The 1,358-nt window shown below is 55.4% G+C and carries 2 protein-coding genes; both read left to right on the top strand.

Features of this window, described 5'->3' with window-relative positions; genetic code table 11:
* Positions 1 to 872, top strand: an 872-nt coding sequence (locus EDC14_RS26420) for a DDE-type integrase/transposase/recombinase (protein WP_165908350.1), incomplete at its 5' end; no start/stop codon positions are given.
* Positions 865 to 1,358, top strand: a 494-nt coding sequence (locus tag EDC14_RS26425; RefSeq protein ID WP_132018426.1) for an ExeA family protein, incomplete at its 3' end; no start/stop codon positions are given. The genes EDC14_RS26420 and EDC14_RS26425, both read left to right, overlap by 8 nt.

Raw genomic sequence — 1,358 nt, forward strand, 5'->3', positions numbered from 1 at the left:
TCAAGTACGGACCGTATCTGCCGATTGGCAAGGACGGAACCAAAAAGCAGGTGTATCTGGTCACCTTTATGGATGATGCCACGCGGTACGTGCTTCATGGCCAGTTTTACCCGATGTTGGACCGGGTCATCGTCCAGGACTGTTTTCGACAGGCAATTGGCAAATATGGAGCGCCGGAAGCGGTATACTTCGATAACGGCAGCCAGTACCGGACGCGATGGATGAGCCGGGCTTGCGCCAAGATGGGAATCCGGCTGGTATTCGCCAAGCCCTATTCCCCGGAAGCCACCGGGAAGGTGGAACGCTTCAATCGCGTGGTCGATTCCTTTCTGGCGGAAGCCACCCTGGAGAAACCGCAATCATTGGACAAACTCAACGAGTTATTCGGGGTCTGGCTCGAAGAGTGCTATCAGAACAAACCTCATTCCGGTTTGGATGGCAAGAGTCCGCGGACCGCCTATCGGAGCGATCCGAAAGCGCTGAGGTTTTTAGACCCGGAGATTGTCGGGAGTGCTTTTCTGTACTCGGAGGAACGGAAAGTGGATAAGGCGGGCTGCATCAGCTTTGACGGCCGGAAATATGAAGTCGGGCTTTCGTTCATCGGCTGTACGGTGGATGTGGTTTACGACCCCGCCGATATCACGGAACTCACCATCGAGTATGAAGGGCACCAACCGTGGCAAGCACGGCAGTTGAACATTGGCGAACGGGCCGGTGAGCGTCCGAAGATGCCAGAGCGAATTCAACCGCTACCCGCCGAATCGTCAAGACTCCTGGCCGCCGCCGCACGGCAAAACCGGCAACGGAAGAATGAAACAGCCCCCGCCATCTCCTACCGGACGGTCCGGAAGGAGGATGACGGGCATGTTTGAAACTTTCTATGAGCTATCGAAAACGCCGTTTTCGCGGGATATTCCAACGGGCGAACTCTATCCTTCGCTGATGCTGGAGGAGACGTTAGGGCGTCTGCAATACGCCGCCCAGCGTCAGTTATTCGCCATTGTCACCGGTGACTGCGGAACCGGTAAGACGACAACCATCCGCCGGTTTAAGGATATTCTGGACCCAGCCAAGTTTAGTGTGATGTACCTGGCGGATTCCAAGTTGACACCACGCCATTTTTACAAGGGACTCTTGGAACAGTTGGGGTGCGAGTCGAAGTTTTATCGGGGCGACGCCAAACGGCAGTTGCACCGGGAGATCGAGCTCATGCGCGGGATTCATCATTTACTACCGGTGGTGATCGTGGATGAAGCGCATCTCCTGGATCGGGAGATGTTGGAGGAAGTGCGGTTCTTACTCAATTTCAAGATGGATGCCCAAAGTCCGATGTCGCTCATCCTGGTGGGTCAGAGCGA

Origin of the sequence: Hydrogenispora ethanolica (assembly GCF_004340685.1) — a bacterium.
Taxonomy (GTDB): Bacteria; Bacillota; UBA4882; order UBA8346; family UBA8346; genus Hydrogenispora; species Hydrogenispora ethanolica.